The 13478-nt window shown below is 70.9% G+C and carries 13 protein-coding genes; 8 read left to right on the top strand and 5 right to left on the bottom strand.

The window, feature by feature from the left end:
* From R2J76_RS05520 to R2J76_RS05505, 4 genes are read left to right on the top strand one after another with little or no spacing between them, the layout of a single operon-like run.
* Entirely contained in the window at positions 1-1335 is a 1335-nt protein-coding gene (locus tag R2J76_RS05520) for a glutamate mutase L (RefSeq protein WP_316414808.1), read from the top strand.
* Positions 1335-2414: an alanine/ornithine racemase family PLP-dependent enzyme gene (locus tag R2J76_RS05515; protein ID WP_316414807.1), complete on the top strand. Its 1080-nt coding sequence runs from the start codon at positions 1335-1337 to the stop codon at positions 2412-2414. Before R2J76_RS05520 ends, R2J76_RS05515 begins: the two co-directional genes overlap by 1 nt.
* A gap of 18 nt (positions 2415-2432) precedes the next feature.
* Positions 2433-3569 carry an alanine racemase gene (gene alr, locus R2J76_RS05510; RefSeq protein WP_316414806.1) on the top strand — a complete coding sequence of 379 codons (1137 nt, stop codon included), beginning with the start codon at positions 2433-2435 and terminating at the stop codon, positions 3567-3569.
* A 10-nt stretch (positions 3570-3579) separates the two neighbouring features.
* Entirely contained in the window at positions 3580-4944 is a 1365-nt protein-coding gene (locus R2J76_RS05505; RefSeq protein WP_316414805.1) for an aminotransferase class I/II-fold pyridoxal phosphate-dependent enzyme, read from the top strand.
* Positions 4945-5041: 97 nt separating this feature from the next.
* Here R2J76_RS05505 and R2J76_RS05500 read toward each other — a convergent pair whose 3' ends face one another.
* Complete coding sequence (locus tag R2J76_RS05500; protein ID WP_316414804.1) at positions 5042-5956, bottom strand: GlxA family transcriptional regulator; 915 nt, start codon at positions 5954-5956, stop codon at positions 5042-5044.
* A gap of 102 nt (positions 5957-6058) precedes the next feature.
* Here R2J76_RS05500 and R2J76_RS05495 point away from each other — a divergent pair, with 102 nt between their 5' ends.
* The gene (locus R2J76_RS05495) at positions 6059-6553 is read left to right on the top strand and encodes a cysteine hydrolase family protein (protein WP_316414802.1); all 495 of its coding nucleotides are present in this window, start codon (positions 6059-6061) and stop codon (positions 6551-6553) included.
* On the opposite strand, the gene R2J76_RS05490 is transcribed toward R2J76_RS05495, so the two are convergent.
* The 4 genes from R2J76_RS05490 to R2J76_RS05475 all read right to left on the bottom strand — a co-directional run bounded on the left by R2J76_RS05490 (position 6543) and on the right by R2J76_RS05475 (position 10585).
* On the bottom strand, positions 6543-7136 hold the full coding sequence (locus R2J76_RS05490) for an OmpA family protein (protein WP_316414801.1): 594 nt from the start codon (positions 7134-7136) through the stop codon (positions 6543-6545). The genes R2J76_RS05495 and R2J76_RS05490 overlap by 11 nt on opposite strands.
* 79 nt (positions 7137-7215) lie before the next feature.
* Positions 7216-8538, bottom strand: a complete 1323-nt coding sequence (locus R2J76_RS05485; RefSeq protein WP_316414800.1) for a hypothetical protein — start codon at positions 8536-8538, stop codon at positions 7216-7218.
* Between the two features lie 57 nt (positions 8539-8595).
* Positions 8596-9915 (bottom strand): ATP-binding protein, encoded by a 1320-nt coding sequence (locus tag R2J76_RS05480; RefSeq protein ID WP_316414799.1) that lies wholly within the window; start codon positions 9913-9915, stop codon positions 8596-8598.
* Positions 9908-10585, bottom strand: a complete 678-nt coding sequence (locus R2J76_RS05475; protein WP_316415885.1) for a response regulator — start codon at positions 10583-10585, stop codon at positions 9908-9910. The genes R2J76_RS05480 and R2J76_RS05475 overlap by 8 nt, the downstream gene beginning before the upstream one ends.
* 194 nt (positions 10586-10779) lie before the next feature.
* On the opposite strand from R2J76_RS05475, the gene R2J76_RS05470 reads away from it, so the two are divergent.
* The 3 genes from R2J76_RS05470 to R2J76_RS05460 are packed head-to-tail and all read left to right on the top strand — an operon-like array spanning position 10780 to position 13182.
* On the top strand, positions 10780-11343 hold the full coding sequence (locus R2J76_RS05470) for a Spy/CpxP family protein refolding chaperone (protein WP_316414798.1): 564 nt from the start codon (positions 10780-10782) through the stop codon (positions 11341-11343).
* A 50-nt stretch (positions 11344-11393) separates the two neighbouring features.
* Complete coding sequence (locus R2J76_RS05465; RefSeq protein WP_316414797.1) at positions 11394-12470, top strand: sensor histidine kinase; 1077 nt, start codon at positions 11394-11396, stop codon at positions 12468-12470.
* The gene (locus R2J76_RS05460) at positions 12463-13182 is read left to right on the top strand and encodes a LytR/AlgR family response regulator transcription factor (protein ID WP_316414796.1); all 720 of its coding nucleotides are present in this window, start codon (positions 12463-12465) and stop codon (positions 13180-13182) included. The genes R2J76_RS05465 and R2J76_RS05460 overlap by 8 nt, the downstream gene beginning before the upstream one ends.
* Positions 13183-13478 lie beyond the last annotated feature (296 nt).

The following is a 13478-nucleotide window of genomic DNA, read 5'->3' as shown; positions in this document are numbered from 1 at the left end:
GTGGATCCGGTCCAGGTCCTGACCATCGAGGTGGGAAGCACGATCACGAAGGTGAACGGCTTCGCCCGCGATGGCCGGGACGGTTTCCGGCACCTGGCCCAGGGCTTCGCGCCCACCTCCGTGGCCGCGGGCGACGTGGGCATCGGGGTCCGGGAGGCCGTGGCCGACCTGGAGGGGCGCTTCGGGAGGCCCGTGGGTTCGCCCGAGACCTTCGTGAACAGCTCGGCCGCCGGGGGCCTGCGCATGACCGTGCACGGCCTCACCAAGAGCATGACGGCCCGGGCCGCCCAGGAGGCCTCCCTGGGGGCCGGGGCCATCGTCAAGCAGGTGACGGCGGGGCCCCTGGACGACTACGACCTGGAGGAGATCCGGGAGATCGCGCCCAACATGATCCTCCTGGCAGGGGGCGTGGACTACGGCGAGAAGGGCATCGTCCTGCGCAACGCGGAGCGCATCGCGGCCCTGGGCCTGGCGGTGCCGGTGGTCTACGCCGGCAACGTGGCCCTGCAGCGCCCCATCCGGCAGATCTTCGGGGAGGCCGGCATCGAGCTGCTCCTGGCCGAGAACGTCTTCCCCGACGTGGACATCCTCAACATCCAGCCCCTGCGCCGGCAGATCCACGATCTCTTCAGCCGCCACATCATCCACGCCCCGGGCATGGCGACCTTCGCCGGCCTCACCCGCTGGGGCATCCTGCCCACGCCCGGCGCGGTGCTGCGGGGGGCGGAGCTCTTCGCCGAGGGCATGGGGGACTGCCTGGTCTTCGACGTGGGGGGCGCCACCACCGACGTCCATTCCGTCACCGACGGCAGCCTGGAGTTCGCCCCGAAGCTGGTGGAGCCCGAGCCCCGGGCCAAGCGCACCGTGGAGGGCGACCTGGGCGTCTACGTCAACGCCCACCACATCATGGACACCTGCGGCACCGACGCCTGGCGGGACCGCCTCCTGGACCTGCAGGCCCTGCCCGCCACGGAGCGGGAGCGGGAGCTCACCCGCTGGCTCTGCGCCCGGGCCGTGGAGGTGGGCACCCGCCGCCACGCGGGGGCCGTCACCGACCTCTACACCCCCACGGGCCGCAAGCAGATCGTCAAGGGCAAGGACCTCACGGCCGTGAAGTGGGTGGTGGCCACCGGCGGCGCCCTCACCCGGGTCCCGGGCGCCGCGGAATGCCTGCGGGCCATCTGCACCGGCGCCGGAACCCACCTCCTGCCCCCGCCCGAAGCGCGCATCCTCATGGACCGCGACTACCTCTTCTCTGCCCTGGGCACCCTGGCCCAGGCCTACCCGGACGACGTGAAGACCACCTTCCGCCGCTGGGCCGAATCGGAGCCTTGATGTACTACCGGACCCCCCGCCTCGAGATCTACCCCGACCGCATCACCGCCAACGCCCGGTCCGTCATCGGCCGCTGCCACGCCCACGGCGCCAAGGTGGCCTGCGTCACCAAGGTGACCTGCGCCCATCCGGCGGTGGTGCACGCCCTGGAACTGGGCGGGGCCGACCTCATCGCCGATTCCCGCATCGCCAACCTCATGTCCATGGCCAACACCGGCCAGTCCCTGCCCCTGATGCTCCTGCGCATCCCCGCCCCCAGCCGCGCCGCGGACGTGGTGCGCTGCGCGGACACCACCCTCAATTCCAGCGTCGAGACCATCCGCCTCCTGTCCGAGGCGGCCCAGTTCCACAACGTCCACCACAACATCATCGTCATGGTGGACGTGGGCGACCTGCGGGAGGGCGTCTGGCCCGACCAGGCCATCCGCGTGGTGCGCGAGGCCAGCCGGATGCCCCACATCCACGTGGCGGGCCTGGGCTGCAACCTGGCCTGCTACGGCGGCGTGATCCCCTCCGTGGAGAACATGACCGCCCTCATCGAGGTGCGGGACGCCTGCCGCAGGGCCACGGGCCTGGAGCTGGCCACCCTCTCCGGGGGCAACAGCGCCAGCCTCCCCCTCCTGGAGTCGGGACACATGCCCAAGGAAATCAATCAGTTCCGCATCGGGGAGGCCATCGTCCTGGGCCGGAACGTCCTGGACCGCAGTCCCTGGCCCGGCACCCGCCAGGACACCTTCCGCATGGTGGCCGAGGTGGTGGAGCTGGAGCGCAAGCCTTCGATCCCCGTGGGGGAGCGGGGCCAGGACGCCTTCGGCGGCTTCGAGACCTTCGAGGACCGGGGCGTGCGCCTGCGGGCCATCTGCAACCTGGGGCGCCAGGACGTCACCGTGGACGGCATCCAGCCCGAGGACAAGGGCATCATCGTCCTGGGCGGCAGCAGCGACCACCTGGTGCTGGACGTGGAGGAGGCGGAAACGCCCGTGAAACTTGGCATGGAGCTGGGCTTCAGCCCCAGCTACAGCGCGCTTCTGGCCCTTTCCACCTCGCCCTACGTGCAGAAGGCGGTCATCCGGGGCTAGAATCGACGAGGGGAACCCATGCTCTATCAGACCCATGCCCGGGTGCATCTCGGGAACATCCGCCGGAACCTGGAAGGGATCCGCGCCCAGGTCGGCCCGGACCGCAAGGTCCTCATCGCCGTCAAGGCCAACGCCTACGGGCACGGGGCGGTGGAGGTCTCGCGCATGGCGGAGCGGCTGGGCCTCGCGGACGGGCTGGGCGTGGCCACGGTGCCCGAGGGCCTGGAGCTGCGGGAGGCGGGCCTGAAGCTCCCGATCCTGAAATTCTCCCCCGCCTTCCCGGAGGAGATGGCCGCAGCGGTGTCCGCCGGCATCGCCCTGGCCGTGTGCGAAAGGCCCAACATCGAGGCCCTCCAGGCGGTGGCCGCGGGCCTGGGGCGCAAGGCCCTGGTCCACCTCAAGATCGACACCGGCATGGGCCGCATCGGCGTCACCCCCGGGGAGGCGCCGGCCCTGGCGCTCTTCATCGAACGGCAGTGCCCGGACCTCCTCCTGGAGGGGGTCATGACCCACCTCCCGGTGAGCGACGAGGAGGGGGGGATCGCCTACACCCGGGACGAGATCGCCCTTTTCCGGGGCACCGTGGCGACCCTGGCCGCGGCCATCGGGCGCATGCCGGAGCTGGTGCACGCCTCCAATTCCGGGGCCGTGCTGGGCCACGAGGACGCCTGGCTCTCCATGGTCCGGCCCGGCATCATGATCTACGGCCACTATCCGGACGCCACCACGCCGCGCACGATCCCGCTCCACCCGGGCATGTCCCTCCTCACCCGCCTGGCCTTCGTGAAGAAGGTGGCGGCCGGCACCAGCATCGGCTACGGCCGCACCTGGGTGGCCCCGCAAGACACCTGGATCGGCACGCTGCCCGCGGGCTACGCCGACGGGTTCAACCGGCTCTTCTCCAACCGCGGGCGGGCCCTGGTGCGGGGCCGCTCCTGTCCCGTGGTCGGCCGGGTCTGCATGGACCAGTGCATGATCGACCTGGGCCCCGACGCCGGGGCCGCCCCGGGGGACGAAGTCGTGCTCATGGGCCGCAGCGGCGCCGAGGAGATCACGGCCCAGGAGTGGGCCGACGTGCTCGGGACCATCACCTACGAAGTCACCTGTCAGATCAATGCCCGCGTGGAGCGGGTCTTCGACGCCGAAACCGTTTGAGGGAGCCACCATGACCATGCAACTCAAGGACCTGGGGAAGGCCGTACTGGCCACGGAATACGCGGTGCGCGGACCCATCGTCGCGCGCGCCCAGGAGCTGGAGAAGCTGGGCCGGGAGGTCATCTACTGCAACATCGGCAACCCCCAGTCCCTGGGCCAGCGCCCCATCACCTACGTGCGCCAGCTCCTGGCCCTGTGCGAGTACCCGGAGCTGCTCACCGCCGCCCCCGGGGTCTTCCCCTCCGACGTGCTGGACACCGCCCGGGCCATCCTGGAAGGCACCCGGCACGGCCTGGGGGCCTACAGCGAAAGCAGGGGCGTGCGCTTCATCCGCGAGGCGGTGGCCCGGTTCATCGAGGCGCGGGACGGCGCGGCCGTGGACCCCGACCACATCTACCTCACGGACGGGGCCAGCAAGGGCGTCCAGAGCATCCTCAAGCTGCTCATCGCCTCCCCCACCGACGGCATCATGATCCCCATCCCCCAGTACCCCCTCTACAGCGCCACCATCACCCTCTACGAGGGTCGGATCGTGCCCTACGGCCTGGACGAGGCCGACCACTGGCGGCTCAACCCCGCCCTCCTGGAAGCGTCCCTGGCCAAGGCCCAGGCCGAGGGCACCCGGGTCAAGGCCATCTGCGTCATCAACCCCGGCAATCCCACCGGCGCCGTGCTGGACGCCGCGAACATCGCCATGGTCCTGGAATTCGCCCGCAAGCACGGCCTGTCCGTGCTGGCCGACGAGGTGTACCAGGAGAACATCTACCTCCCCGGCGACACCTTCGTCTCCTTCGCCAAGGTCCTCCACGACCGGGGCATCAAGGACGTCTCCCTCTTCAGCTTCCACTCCTGCTCCAAGGGCTTCCAGGGCGAGTGCGGCGTGCGGGGCGGCTACTTCGACCACCGCAACGTCCCCGCGGACGTGGCGGCCCAGATCCTCAAGCTCCAGTCGGTGAGCCTCTGCGCCAACCTGGCCGGCCAGGTCGCCACCTACGCCATGGTGAACCCCCCCCGCCCCGGCACCCCCTCCCACGCCCTGTTCCAGAAGGAGCGCGGCGGCATCCTGGAGAGCATGAAGCAGCGCGCCGTCATCCTGGCCGAGGGCCTCAACCGCATCGAGGGCATCACCTGCAACGTCATCGCGGGCGCCATGTACGCCTTCCCCCGCGTGGAGCTGCCCCCGGGCGTGAATGACGAGGCCTGGTGCATGGCGCTCCTGGAGGCCACCGGCATCTGCGTGGTGCCCGGTTCCGGGTTCGGACAGGCCGAGGGCACCGCCCACTTCCGCACCACCATCCTCCCCCCCACCGACAAGATCCGCGCGGTGGTGGAGAAGCTGGGCGCCTTCCACCGGGAGTTCGCGGCCCGGGTGTGAGAAGGGGCGGGATGGGGATGAACGGGGATCCACTCAACCTAACCTGGAGCAGCCCCTTTATCACGGTTCCGAGGCACCTTCGGTTTACCGACGCACCTTACCGGCCGGCCACCGCGAAGCGGCGCCGGTAGTCCCCGGGGGTGAGGCCCATGAGCCGCAGGAAGATCTTCCGGAAGGCCCCGGGGTCCCCGTACCCCACCCGCCAGGCGATCTCGTCCACGGCCAGGCCCGGGCGTTCCAGCAGCTCCCGGGCCTTGCTCACGCGGAGGTGCTGCAGGTAGTCCGTGGGGCGCAGGCCGGTGGCCCGGCGAAAGCGGCGCAGGAAGGTGCGCTCCCCCAGGCGGGCCGCAGCGGCCATGGCGGGCGCGTCCACCTTCTCCCCGAAATGGATCTGCAGCCAGGCCTGGACGGCCAGGACGGCCGGGTCCCCGTGGGTGAGGACCGGCGCGAAGGTGCTGTAGAAGCGCTGCTCCCGGCCGCCGGGATCCACCAGGAGCTGCCGGGCGGTTGCCAGCATGGCCTCGGGGCCCAGGAACCGGTTCACCAGCTTCAGGCCCAGATCCACCCAGGCCATGAGCCCCCCGGCCGTCAGGAGATCGCCGTCGTCGATGAGGATGCGGTCGGTGTCCAGGCGCACCCGGGGGAAGCGCTGGGCGAACCGCTCCCGCAGGCCCCAGTGGGTGGTTGCGGGGCGGCCGTCCAGGAGCCCCGTTTCCGCCAGCACCATGCCGCCCATGCACACGGAGCAAAGGAGCGTGCCCTCCCCATGCCGGGCCAGGAGCCAGGCTTGACGGAGGGGGTCCTCCGCCGGTTCCCCGCCCAGGGCCGGGGGCAGGATCAGCGCCGCCAAGGGCGCCTCCGGTTCCCCAAGGCCCTGGAGGACCCGGGTGTCCAGACCCTCCCCGCCCCGCTGCCGGTGGAGCCTGGCCGCCTGGTCCAGCAGATCCCTCAGCCCCAGCACCGCCGAGGCCTGGGCGCCGGGGTACTCCAGGATGCCGATGCGGATCGCCATGATTGTCAGTTATAACCCGGAATTGGTCCGTTCCGCCACTCCACCCCTGCCCGCCCCCCGCCTACCTTGAACCTGCCGGCTCCACTGCCGCGGGAGAACCCCATGACCCAAGCCCTGGTGATCATCGATGTCCAGAACGACTACTTCCCCGGGGGGGCCTTCCCCCTCTGGAACCCCGAGGCCGCCCTGGCCAACACGGAGAAGGCCATGGGCCAGGCCCGGGCCCAGGGGGTCCCGGTGATCCTGGTCCAGCACCTCGCGGATGGGCCCTCGCCCTTCTTCAACGAGGGTACGCCCGGGGCCCGGATCCACCCCCGGATCCTGGCCGCCGCCCCCGGCGCGCCGGTGATCGTGAAGCGCCACGCGGACGCCTTCCACGGCACGACCCTGGACCGGACGCTGCGGGACCTGGGCGCCACCGGGCTTAAGCTGGCCGGCATGATGACCCACAACTGCGTCACCCACACGGCCCTTTCCCGGGCCGCGGAGCCCTATGCGGTGACCGTGCTGGGGGACTGCTGCGCCACGGTGAGCGAAATCCTGCACCGCGTGGCCCTGAACGCCCTGTCGGTGCGGGTCGAGGTGCCTACTGCCTGAGGACGAAGTGGTCCCGGCGGTTCCGGCTCCAGCAGGCCTCGACGGAATCGGTGCACACCGGCTTCTCCTTGCCGTAGCTCACGGTGGACAGCCGGTCCTCGGCGATGCCCAGGCCCTTCAGGTAGTCCTTGGCGGCGCTGCTGCGGCGCTCGCCCAGGGCCAGGTTGTATTCCACGGTGCCCCGCTCGTCGCAGTTCCCTTCGATGCGGAGGGCCGCCTTGGGATAGGCCTTCAGGAAGGCCGCGATGCCCTGGAGCTGGGTCTTGGCTTCGTCGGTGAGGCCGGACTTGTCGTAGGCGAACAGCACGTCCGTGAGGGCCTTGTCGGCGGCCTTGCGGAAGGCCTCCTGCTGCTCGGCCTCGGCCTTGCGGGCGGCCTCCAGCTTGTCCCTCTCGGCCTTCTGGGCGGCCTCGGCCCGGCGGCGGGCTTCGGCCTCCTGGCGGGCCTTGTCGGCGTCCTGGGCGGAGGTGTCCACCTTCGGGGCTTCGGGGGCCTTCAGGGGTTCGGGCTTCTTGCAGGCGACGCCGGCCAGGACCAGGCCGCAGCCCAGGGCAAGAACGGTGAGGTTACGGGAATTGGGCATTTCGGGCCCTCCTACATGGGGCTGGCGTCCTCGGGACGCAGCCGGGGTTGAACGGGAAAGGGGTTCCGGACGGCGGACCTCATCGGGTCCGGGTCCAGACGGGGGACTGGCATCCGGGAAGGTCCAGGAGCTTGCGCTGGTTGGTCCCGGAAAGGTCGGTCACGAAGAGCTGGCGCCGGCCGTCCTGGTCGCTGGCGAAGGCGATCCAGCGCCCGTCGGGGGACCAGGACGGCGACTCGGAACTGACGGCGCCCCGGGTGACCTGGTAGGCCTTCCCTTCCGCCAGCTTGTACACGAAGAGGTTGAAGCGCCCGTCCATGCGGGACACGTAGGCGAGCATCCCCCCGTCCGGGCTCCAGGCGGGGCTGGCATTGTAGGTCCCCTCCAGGGTCAGCCGGCGCACATTGGAACCGTCGGGCTCCATGAGGTAGATCTGGGGGGACCCTTCCCGGTCGGAGGTGAAGGCGATCTGGTGGCCGGTGGGGCTCCAGGCGGGCTCCGTGTTGATGCCGGAATTCCCGGTGATCTGCCGGGTGCGGCCCTTGGCCGGGTTCAGGACCGAGATGTCGGAGTCCCCGCGGTGGTTGGGCAGGACCATGGCCAGGCGCCTGCCGTCCGGGGACCACGCGGGGGTGAAGGCCATGGCCTCCGCGCCGGGGAGCTGCGGAAAGAGGCACCGGAAGGGTTCCTTCGGGTCCAGCCGGCCCCAGATGCGCGGGAGTCCGGCCACGTAGGTGACGTAGGCCAGGCGCCCGCCTTCGGAAATGGACGGCGAAAGGGTCAGGCTCTCGTGGTGGGTGATCCGGGTCAGGTTCTCGCCGTCCGGGTCCACCTGGAACAGCTCCTTGCGGCCGTGGGCCAGCTCGTGCACGAAGATGATCCGGGAGCCCGCGACGCCCGGGATCCCCGTGAGCGCGCCGATGACGTCGTCCACGAGGCGGTGCGCGGTGCGGGCCAGGGTCTTCCCGTCGAAGGAATAGGCCTTGCGGAACACCTGGGATTCCGCCCCCAGGTCCGTCACTTCCACCCGGAGGATGAGCTTGCCGGTCCAGCCCGGCTTGACCATCGTCCTCAGGAGGAGGCTGGCTCCGGCCTGGCGCATGGCCAGGTGCGTCACCGGGGCAGGGAAGGCCGATTCCAGGAGGGGCTGGACGGCCCCGGAATGCGCGAGGTCCCAGTAGGCCACGTCCAGGAGCGTCTTCCCAAGGGCGGGGTCCTCGACGCCGCTGACCTCGGGCCGGGCGCACACCATCGCCATCTGGCCGGGCCGCCCCGCGTTGAGCACCACCTGGGGCTCGCCGGCCTTCAGGTGCCAGCCCAGCACGAAAGAGCAGAGGCCCCGCAGCAGCGAGGCCGCCCTTCGTCGTCCCAGGCCGGAATTGTCTCCACCCGTTTGCAGCATGGCTTCAAGTCTGCGCCGCCCACCTGATGGGTTCCTGACGCGGACCTGACCATTTCGTCAGGTTCGGGGGAGCAGGATGTTCGCCAGGGTCCCCCGGGGCACGGCGGACTGGATCTCCAGCTTGCCGCCGTGGAGGTTCACGATGCTCTGGACGATGGCCAGCCCCAGGCCCGTGCCCCCCGTGCCCCGGCTCCGGGAGGGATCGGAACGCAGGAATCGCTGCCCCAGGTTCTGCTTGTGCACCTCCGGGATGCCCTCCCCCTGGTCCCCCACGCACAGGATGGACGTGTCCGGGGATTCCCAGGCCCGCACCGAGACCGTGGAGCCCTCCGGCGCGTGGCGAATGGCGTTGTCGATGAGGTTGTGGATGGCCCGCCGCAGGAGGGTCGCGTCCCCCAGGATCCCCAGGCCCTCCGGGGCGGCGGCCGACAGCTGGACCCCGGCCTCCTCGGCCAGGAGCTCGAAGGGCTCCAGGGCGCTGCGCAGGAGGTCCTCCGCCGACAGCCGCGCCTTGACCAGCACGGCCCGCGGGTCCTCGATCCGCGCCAGGAAGAGCATCTGCCCGATCATGGCCCCCATGTGGTCCAGGGTCTCCAGCATTCCCGAAAGGCCGTCCTCCACGTCCGGGGGCAGGTCCCGCCGGGACAGCAGCCGCTCCGCCTCCACCTTGAGGCTGTGCACCGGCGTTCGGAGCTCGTGGGCCATGTCCGCGTTGAGCGCGGCCAGGCGCGAGAAGGCCGTCTCCAGCCTCGAAAGGGAGCGGTTGAGGGCATCCACCAGCGGCCTCAGCTCCTCCGGCGTCTCCTCCAGGTGCAGCCGGTTGCCCAGGGATTCGGGATGGATGGCCCGGGCCTGGCGCGCCAGGTGACGCAGGGGCAGCAGCCCTCGGCGCGAGGTCCAGAGGCCCACGATGGCCGCGGCCACCGAGGTGAGCCCGAGGGTGGCCCAGAGCACGTCCCGGAAGCGGTTCAGCCGGCGCGCCTCGGGGCGGAGATCCCGGGCAAGCTGCAGGCGCCCGGATCGCCACCCGGATTCCAGGATCATGTGGCGGGAATCCCCCTCCCCCACCAGGAAGAAGCTCCCGGGCTTCGCCCCGCGGGCCTCCAGGTCGGGCATGCCCGGGGTCTGCTGCACGACCCGTCCGGACCCGTCCAGGACCCGGAATTCGCACCCTTCCACCAGGTTCCCGGAAATCCCCGCCGGGCCCTCCATCCTGCGGAGGATCTCCGTGGAGGCCCTGCGGAGGTCGTCCTCCCCCTCCCGCATGAGAATGAGGCTCAGGGAGCGGTAGAGGTACAGCGAGCCCGCCCCCACCAGGACCAGGGTGGTGAGGGCGAAACTGGCCGAAAGCCTGACGACGAGGGAATTCCTAGTCATGGAGTTCCGCGATGAGGTACCCCACCCCGCGCCGGGTGTGGATGAGCTTGACCCCGAAGGGATCGTCCACCTTGCGGCGCACCCGCCGCACGGCGGCGTCCACCAGGTTGGCGCTGCTCTCGAAGGCCAGGTCCCACAGCTCCTCCGCGATGCGGGCCCGGGTGAGCACGTGGCCCTCGTGGCGCACCAGGAGCTCCAGGAGCCTGAATTCCTGGGCGCTCAGGTCCAGCCTCTGGCCCGCGCGGTAGACCTTCATGCGCACCGGGTCCACGGTGAGGTCCCCCACGCTCCAGGTGCTCTCCTTCACCGGCATGCCCCGGCTCAGGAGGTTCCGGATCCGCAGGACCAGTTCCGAGAAGGCGAAGGGCTTGACCAGGTAGTCGCCTCCCCCCGCGGCCAGCCCCCGGAGCCGGTCGGAAAGGGTGTCCCGGGCCGTGAGGAAGATCACGGGCACCTCGCTTCCGGAGGCCCGCAGCTCCCCAAGCATGGTGAAGCCGTCCACCCCCGGCAGCATCACGTCCAGCACCAGGCAGTCCCAGCGCGCGCCCCGGGCCATGAGCAGACCCTCCTCGCCGTCGGCCGCCACCTCCACGATGAAGCCCTCCTCCCGGAGGCCCTTGGCGATGGAGGCGGAGGCGTGGGGGTCATCTTCGACCAGGAGCAGTTTCATCGGCACGGGTCCCCGGGAACCATGATCCCAGATCCAACCCGGGACCGGATGGATACTTGCATGCCATTCGACCCCACGATCCTGCCGTTCGACCCCCCCGGGCTGCATCCGGAGCCCCCGGCTCCACGTTCCGGGGCGAACGGGCCTCCAATGCTGTGGACGGGGGATGATACCCCGGACCTCTGGAGGCACCCATGAAGAATCCCTTCTCCACCCTCAGCCGCACCCTCTGCGCGGGCGCCCTGGCCCTGGCCGTCCTGCCCGCCCTGGCCGCGGGCGGCCGCGGTCCCTGCGGGACCGCCGGCGGCGGCGCCTGCGGGACCCCCCGCGGCGGCGTCTGCGCGAACCTTCCCGGCGTCACCGAGGCCCAGAAGACCGCCTTCGCGGCCCTGCAGGCCAAGCACCGCCCAGCCATGGAAGAGAAGTGCAAGGCCGCCCGGGACGCCCACGACGCCCTGCGCCAGGCCATGGCCAAGCCCGACACGGACCGCGCCGCCCTGAAGGCCCTCTTCGACAAGGAGAGCCAGGCCCGCTTCGCGCTGCTGGAGATGCGCCAGGCCCACCGCCAGGAGATGGCCAAGCTCCTCACCCCCGAGCAGAAGGCCGTGTGGGAAAAGCGCTGCGCCGACGGTCCCGGCATGGGCAGGGGTCAGGGCTGCGCCGACGGTCCCGCCATGGGCAAGGGCCGGGACTGCGCCACGGGCATGAAGGGCGGAAGGCATCACGGCCAGGGTGCCTGCCCCCAGGGCGTGCGCTAATCTAGGTCATCATGAAGGCCGATCAGATCTACCGGACCACGGTCCAAAGGATGCGGCGCCCCTTGACCTGGGGCGCCATCCTTGTGTTCGGCCTCCTCTGGAACGTCACCCGGTGGGCCCTGGGGCACGAAAGCCCACCCCTGGACGGCGAGGCCCTGGCGCCCTTCGCCTGGGCCCTGTTCTTCCTGGTGCTCTCCCCCCTGCCCTGGCAGTGGACGGGCGGGCCTGAACCCGGGGCCCGGCCCTTCCGGGGCCTCCTGCAGGCCATCCCCTTCAACGCGTTCTGCGTCCTCCTGCTCCTGGAGGTGCTGGGGGCCGGCATGCCGGGCCACCTGGGGCCCCACGGCATGGGCCGGGGCATGATGGGGCGGGGCATGCACGGGATGCACGCCATGCCCGAGATGCCCGACTGCTTCCAGCCCCACCGGCTCCTGCTCCTCGCCGCCGCCTTCCTCTGTTTCGCCGTCCTTCTCGGGGGCGTCCTGGCCCGCATGGAACGGGCCGAGGAGAGCGAGGACCTGGCCGTGAAGGCCGCGGCCCAGGCCCGGCTGAAGGCCCTGCAGAACCAGATGAACCCCCACGTGCTCTTCAACGCCATCAGCGGCGTGGCCGAGATGGTCCGGGAGGACCCCGCCGGCGCCGAGAAGGTGCTGGTGGACCTGGCGGGCCTCCTGCGCCACCTCCTGGACCACGGCGACCGCACCTCCCTGACCCTGGCCCAGGAACGGCAGGTGGTGGAGCAGTACCTGGCCATGGAACAGCTGCGCCTGGGCCGGCGCCTCCAGATCCACTGGTCCTGGGACCCGGACCTGGACGCCCGGGAGGTGCCGCCCCTCCTCCTCCAGCCCCTGGTGGAGAACGCCATCAAGCACGGCATCGGCCCCGAGCGCGCCGGGGGCGAGCTGCGCATCAGCCTGCGCCCCTGGGGCCGGGGGCTGGAACTGGAAGTGGCCAACACCGGACGCTCCCCGGCCGGGGGCGCCCAGGACAGCATCGGCCTGCGCAACCTGAAGGAGCGCCTGGCCCTGCTGGGGGCCGATCCCGCCTCCTCCTTCCGGCTCTGGCGGGAGGGGGACTGGACCCGGGCCGTCATCCAGCTCCCCGGCGGGGGACCCGCCCATGTCTGAACCCCTGCGCATCGTCGTGGCCGAGGACGAGCCCTACAACCTCAAGCGCCTGGTGCGCCTCCTGAAGGGCCAGGGCTGCGAGGTGGTGGCGGAACTGGAGGACGGCATCGCCGTCATGGAATGGCTGGAGGGCGGCGGTTCCGCCGACGCGCTCTTCCTGGACGTGCAGATGCCCGGCCTCACCGGCCTGGAGGTCATGGCCGAGATCCAGGAGGGCCTGCCCGTGGTGCTGGTCACCGCCTTCGCCGAGCACGCCGTGAAGGCCTTCGAGCACGCCGCCCTGGACTACCTCCTGAAGCCCGTCACGGAGGAGCGCCTGGCCCTGACCCTGGAGCGGCTGAGAAGCGCGCGATCCAGTGCCGTGAGGCCGGTCCAGTCCGGTCCCTTCCGCTACCCGGTAAAGGCCGGGGAGGGCCTGGTGCTCCTGGACCTGGGGAAGACCTCCCATTTCGAATTCAAGGGCGGCGCCGTGTGGGCCCACGCCGGCGGCGAGTGGCGCACCCTCTGGAAGACCCTGGCCGAGGCCGAGCAGGCCCTGGAGGGCCGCGGCCTGATCCGGGGCCACCGGCACCTGCTCCTGCGCCCCGAGGCCGTCCTGGGCGCCCGCAACCTGGATTCGGGCCGCATGCTGGTCAAGCTCCAGGGCGGCCTGGAAGTGGAGATCAGCCGCGGCGCGGCGCCGGGGTTGAAGAGCAGGCTGGGAATTCCCTAGCGTACATAACCTCTTGCCGCCAACCGTGGGGCCCTATTCATCCCCTGCATCCTGTGCATCCATTTCATCCCTGTTCCCGCAGGGCCAGAGCTGGGATGGGTCGGCGCATGCAAATCAACCGCGCGCCACCCACCTCATCGCTGGCCCTGCGGTAACAAGGATGAAACGGATGCACAGGATGCAAGGGATGAAAGAGAGAACGTGCCGGCTCCCCCGCGCCCCGGCTGCGGTCTAGGAACCTGGGCCACGCTCCTCGCATTCCCTGAAGGCACCGCCAACGCGGCGGCGCCCAGGGC

The sequence above is a fragment of the Mesoterricola silvestris genome (assembly GCF_030295405.1).
GTDB lineage: Bacteria > Acidobacteriota > Holophagae > Holophagales > Holophagaceae > Mesoterricola > Mesoterricola silvestris.
Note: the sequence above shows the minus strand (reverse complement) of the source record. Positions and strands in the feature narration are given on the sequence as shown.

What these genes read in the sequence shown, in the direction of transcription:
- R2J76_RS05515 (WP_316414807.1), top strand. Translation starts at nt 1,335, where the DNA reads ATGTACTACCGGACCCCCCGCCTCGAGATCTACCCCGACCGCATCACC.
- alr (WP_316414806.1), top strand. Translation starts at nt 2,433, where the DNA reads ATGCTCTATCAGACCCATGCCCGGGTGCATCTCGGGAACATCCGCCGG.
- R2J76_RS05505 (WP_316414805.1), top strand. Translation starts at nt 3,580, where the DNA reads ATGACCATGCAACTCAAGGACCTGGGGAAGGCCGTACTGGCCACGGAA.
- R2J76_RS05500 (WP_316414804.1), bottom strand. Translation starts at nt 5,956, where the DNA reads ATGGCGATCCGCATCGGCATCCTGGAGTACCCCGGCGCCCAGGCCTCG.
- R2J76_RS05495 (WP_316414802.1), top strand. Translation starts at nt 6,059, where the DNA reads ATGACCCAAGCCCTGGTGATCATCGATGTCCAGAACGACTACTTCCCC.
- R2J76_RS05490 (WP_316414801.1), bottom strand. Translation starts at nt 7,136, where the DNA reads ATGCCCAATTCCCGTAACCTCACCGTTCTTGCCCTGGGCTGCGGCCTG.
- R2J76_RS05485 (WP_316414800.1), bottom strand. Translation starts at nt 8,538, where the DNA reads ATGCTGCAAACGGGTGGAGACAATTCCGGCCTGGGACGACGAAGGGCG.
- R2J76_RS05480 (WP_316414799.1), bottom strand. Translation starts at nt 9,915, where the DNA reads ATGACTAGGAATTCCCTCGTCGTCAGGCTTTCGGCCAGTTTCGCCCTC.
- R2J76_RS05475 (WP_316415885.1), bottom strand. Translation starts at nt 10,585, where the DNA reads ATGAAACTGCTCCTGGTCGAAGATGACCCCCACGCCTCCGCCTCCATC.
- R2J76_RS05470 (WP_316414798.1), top strand. Translation starts at nt 10,780, where the DNA reads ATGAAGAATCCCTTCTCCACCCTCAGCCGCACCCTCTGCGCGGGCGCC.
- R2J76_RS05465 (WP_316414797.1), top strand. Translation starts at nt 11,394, where the DNA reads ATGCGGCGCCCCTTGACCTGGGGCGCCATCCTTGTGTTCGGCCTCCTC.
- R2J76_RS05460 (WP_316414796.1), top strand. Translation starts at nt 12,463, where the DNA reads ATGTCTGAACCCCTGCGCATCGTCGTGGCCGAGGACGAGCCCTACAAC.